The sequence below is a fragment of the Streptomyces sp. NPDC053431 genome, assembly GCF_044544925.1.
Taxonomy (GTDB): Bacteria; Actinomycetota; Actinomycetes; order Streptomycetales; family Streptomycetaceae; genus Streptomyces.
In genome coordinates this window covers 624-4,647 of record NZ_JBITXX010000062.1, presented here as the reverse complement: position 1 = coordinate 4,647, position 4,024 = coordinate 624, and the positions used below count along the sequence as shown (strand labels likewise).

3 protein-coding genes, 1 tRNA gene and 1 pseudogene are annotated in these 4,024 nt (G+C 66.5%); 2 read left to right on the top strand and 3 right to left on the bottom strand.

Features of this window, described 5'->3' with window-relative positions:
• A pseudogene (locus ACIGXE_RS37530) lies at positions 1-108 on the top strand (IS5/IS1182 family transposase); the annotation flags it as partial.
• An 87-nt stretch (positions 109-195) separates the two neighbouring features.
• Here the strand turns inward: ACIGXE_RS37530 and ACIGXE_RS37525 are convergent.
• On the bottom strand, positions 196-702 hold the full coding sequence (locus ACIGXE_RS37525) for an ATP-binding protein (protein WP_399754646.1): 507 nt from the start codon (positions 700-702) through the stop codon (positions 196-198).
• 1,216 nt (positions 703-1,918) lie between these two features.
• Here ACIGXE_RS37525 and ACIGXE_RS37520 point away from each other — a divergent pair.
• Positions 1,919-2,284, top strand: coding sequence for a four-helix bundle copper-binding protein (locus ACIGXE_RS37520; RefSeq protein ID WP_399754644.1), 366 nt, complete (start codon positions 1,919-1,921; stop codon positions 2,282-2,284).
• 310 nt (positions 2,285-2,594) lie between these two features.
• On the opposite strand, the gene ACIGXE_RS37515 is transcribed toward ACIGXE_RS37520, so the two are convergent.
• Together ACIGXE_RS37515 and ACIGXE_RS37510 are read right to left on the bottom strand one after the other, a co-directional pair.
• Positions 2,595-2,668 (bottom strand) — tRNA-Lys (locus ACIGXE_RS37515).
• A 91-nt stretch (positions 2,669-2,759) separates the two neighbouring features.
• Positions 2,760-2,954: a hypothetical protein gene (locus ACIGXE_RS37510; RefSeq protein ID WP_399754643.1), complete on the bottom strand. Its 195-nt coding sequence runs from the start codon at positions 2,952-2,954 to the stop codon at positions 2,760-2,762.
• Positions 2,955-4,024: the final 1,070 nt, after the last annotated feature.

Here is a 4,024-nt window from a genome sequence, read left to right as displayed (position 1 = left end):
TTCCGGCGGCTACGCGTCCGCTGGGAACGACGCGACGACATCCACGAAGCCTTCCTCGGCCTCGCCACCTGCCTCATCACCTACCGACACGTCCAGCGCCTTTGTTAGGACCTCTTAGGCCCGGCCTGCTCCCTTCCCTGCATTCCCCAGGGAAGGGTGAGGGCATGTTCATGTTCAAAATCCAGGCCAGGGGGGTTACGCGGCGTCGAGGGCGGCCCAGTGGTCGATGAGGCCGTCGGCGTCGCAGTCGGTGCCGGCGCAGTCGGCGAGGGTGGTGATGATGTTCCCGCCGCGGCCGTGCTCGTCCTCGGGGCGCTGGGCGGCCCAGCCAGTCGCGTTGGCAGCGGGCCGGGGGCCGCCGTCGCTGACATGCACCCGCACCTGCCCGGTCTCCTCCGCCGTGGCGTGCAGGTGCAGGACGACGGGCGGCAGGGCATAGGTGATGGCGTTGGTGACCAGCTCGGAGATGACCAGGAGCAGGTCGTAGACCTGATCCTCATCCAGACCCCAGGATTCCAATACCGGGCGGGCGGCGTGGCGGGCGGTGGCCGGGGCCAGCGGCCCGTACTCCAGCGCCTGCGTCAGTGCGCGGTCATCCCCATGCTCGCGGCCGGCACCGGGGGTCCGCGTTGCCGGCCGTCCGCCTGCCACCACGCCGAGGCCGGCGGAACCGGTGATGCTGTCGCGAGGAGTGGCATACATGATGACCGCTTCCGGGGAGAGATCTTCAAGCCCGTCCGACAGGACTTCGTATCTCCCAGCAAACAAGAAACGGGCATACCGGGCATTAGGGTGTACCCCCTAAAAACCACACCCCTGGGAATGGGGGCGGCGGTGGCACTACACGGTCGTCAACAGACGATAGAGCAGCTATCCCCTGCTTGTACTACAAGCTGGTGATAGTGGGTGAGGCGTCCGTGCTGGTGGATGGCATGATCCGGCTGTGGCGATCATGGTCAGTCGAGCGGCACCGACACCATCGACTGGCTCCACCACTGGCACCGCTGCCCCGGGGACCGCGCCTAATGTGGCTGCGGCAGCCGGACCCGACCGCCTGGACGGCCTCCCCCGCCCAGCCTCGTCCCGTCATCGCAGACACCAGCGACACCCCGGCGCTGTTCTGAAAACAACCCAGTCCGTAGTTGTAGATCGCGATGCCGATGGGGTTCCCGGCTGCCGCGCCCGCACCGGCTATCCATCCGGCGAGCACCGCCTCCTGGCGCGCATCCCCTCCCGCGAAGCCGTCGAGCGCTTTCGCCTCTGACTGGCGGGTAGGCCACAGACCCGCGGATGAAGGGGCGGGGTGCGGGGCTGGAGCTCGAGTCAGCGGGCAGCCCCGGTCTCAAAGGGGAGAGGCCGAGGCTGCAAGGGTGTCCCTGCGTCCGCTCGGCTGGGCGGGAAGGCCGGAAGAATGGTCGCCGTGTGAACGCCCCGGGCCATGCGTGGGACGACGGAAACGAAAGAGTCCGGCGCACCCCCGGCCGATGAGGCGATCAAGAAAGCTCCAACACCCCTCCCCCCCGGCCCTTGCCCCTCACCGGCCCGGCGCGCGTCGCAAGCCGGCAGCAACCGCTCCCGATCTCTCCCGGCCGTGTGAGAGCGGCTTTCATACGGACGCAGTACGTGCCCTTTCACCGCCGTCAGGCGTTGTTCCTCACGACGCGTGCACCACTCCGGCCGCCCCCACGACCGGACCGCACGACTCCGTGACCCCGATCCCGCGCCCGGCATCGGGGTCACGCCCCAGACTCCCCGGGTCTTCTTGCCGAACCGCCCAGCCACCTACAGCGCCCCCAGGCGGCCGGATGTCCTCTTATGCCCGCGAGAGTCCGCGTGTCTGCTGTGGCGAACAGGTACCGGAAGAAGTGAAATAAGGGGCAAAGACCCCATTCCGGGTTCTACTGTTCAAGGAGGAGTCATGAGCCAGTCTGTCGGTCCGGTGCCTGAGATGAGCCGGGAGATGCAGGAGTGCATCGAAGCATGCATGGCGTGCCACAGCGTGTGCGAGGAGACGATGAGCGCCTGCATGCAAATGGGCAGCGCACCGTCGATGCAGGTCATGCGGGCGGTCATGGACTGCTCGGAGATGACCCGGATGTGCGCGGACATGATGACGCGCCGCTCCCCGATGGCAGCCGACATCGCCGAGATCTGCGCCAAGGCGTGCGACATGTGCGCACAGGCGTGTATGGCGATGCCGGATGATCCGATGATGATGAGGTGCGCGGAGGCATGCCGCCGCTGCGCGCAGATGTGCCGCGCGATGACGGCGGCCGCGATGTGACGCCCACCCCGACCTACGGCCCGGGGCTTCATCTGTCCCCGGGCTTGTGGCGTGATCTGTCGGCTTCATGGCAGTGAAGTGACAAACAGCGAAGAGCTGCGCGTGGGTGCAGATCGGAGTGAGTTGGAGTGCGGGGCGCACCGTTAAATGCATCAGACGCTGCGCGGCGCGTTCGACTGGCAAAGGGTCAGTATTCCCGTAGGCCGTGCCCCGGCTCTCTCATCCAAACGTTTCAAGAGTGATGAGCCGATTCGTTGCCGCAGATAACTAGCTCCGGGGAACCGTGCTGCTGCCAGGACAAAGGTTTCAGTGGGGCGGGTGGGGCTCGAACCCACGACCGACGGATTAAAAGTCCGCAGCTCTGACCAACTGAGCTACCGCCCCTTGCTCCTGATGAGAACACATAGGAACAAGCTCACATGAGGCGCGTCAAGCGACGTGGATACCAGCATCGGCGCGAGGCCGTGCGGTGAGGTCAGGTGGGGGAGGCGGTGAAGAGGCGCTGGGTCACGTCGTGGAGCTCGGAAATCTGGTGCTCCAGTGCTGCCTGGTAGCGGCGGGCGTGGTGGGCGCAGAAGAGGAGCTCGCGGCCTTGGCTGAAGCAGGCGCGGATGTAGGCCCGGGCTCCGCAGCGGTCGCAGCGGTCGTGAGCGGTCAGAGGTTGGCTCATGGTCTCTCTCCGTCGGGGGGTGGGGGTGTGCTGGAGCAGGGTGATAAAGGCGTAGCCGGTGTCGTGGGGAAGACGTTGGACGTGGAGGGTGTCGGCTAGGGCGGCCGCGACCTGAAGATCGCGATCGCTGATGCAGGAAGGAGCAGGGTTTGCCCAGCCGGTTTCCGTACGCTGGCGCACCGCTATGGCGAGGGAGAGCGAAGAGCGGGCCAGCTCCAGGAAGAGAGGTCCGCTGCTGTATCGGGCGGCACTGGCGAGGAGCTCCGCGATCAGCCTTTCCGCTGTGCGGATGACCGACTCGTGGACAGTCCACAGTTCCAGCCGGCCGCGAACAACCGTTTGGGCGGCCAGAGCGGATTCGACAGCCGCCGGGTCAGGAAGGTGCCAAACCAGAGCAGGACCGAGAACTCCACAGACAGGGGGCAGCGGCCAAGCCAGATCTTCCACACGCCATGATTGGGACATCTCCGCAGCCTCCTCCCATATCAGGAATAACGCTCCCCTCACTTAAATGCTCGCGCTGCTTCCCAGCATGGGTAGTGGCTACCCATCTTCACCGAAAGCCTCTACTAGCAGGCCATGGGCATGCCCAAGCAGCATTTCCGGGACGCGTCAGCAGTTCAGGACACACCACCAGCGCGCCCCCCGGCCCCTGCCGGCCCGGGCGCTGCACTCGTCCCGTGAGGTCGGCGCCGAGATGATAGTCATCTCACCCTCGAGAGCGGACTCCAGCACCCACCTCGTCAGCTGCTGGAGTAGCCCGCCCTCACCGGTCAGCCGCAGCCCCTCAGTCTGGGCCCGAGCCACAGGCTCCCCGATGAACCAGCCATCCGCAGCCGTCGGGACGGGCCCCGTCTCAGGTCCTCTTGGCTATGTTCTCGCTGCTCGCAGGTGCACTCTTCCATGTTCGGAGGTACCGAATTTCTGTGACACGCAGCGGCGGGCCCGCGGGAAGGGGTCCCTCCGGGCCGCCGCCGGTCACATCAGCGGGGCCGCTCCCGATTTTAGGGAAGGTAAGCGTGAAGCTGTTGATGTATCCGGGGTGGGTCGACGCCGTGTGCTGCCCCCGC

What these genes read in the sequence shown, in the direction of transcription:
- ACIGXE_RS37520 (WP_399754644.1), top strand. Translation starts at nt 1,919, where the DNA reads ATGAGCCAGTCTGTCGGTCCGGTGCCTGAGATGAGCCGGGAGATGCAG.
- ACIGXE_RS37510 (WP_399754643.1), bottom strand. Translation starts at nt 2,954, where the DNA reads ATGAGCCAACCTCTGACCGCTCACGACCGCTGCGACCGCTGCGGAGCC.
- ACIGXE_RS37525 (WP_399754646.1), bottom strand. Translation starts at nt 702, where the DNA reads ATGTATGCCACTCCTCGCGACAGCATCACCGGTTCCGCCGGCCTCGGC.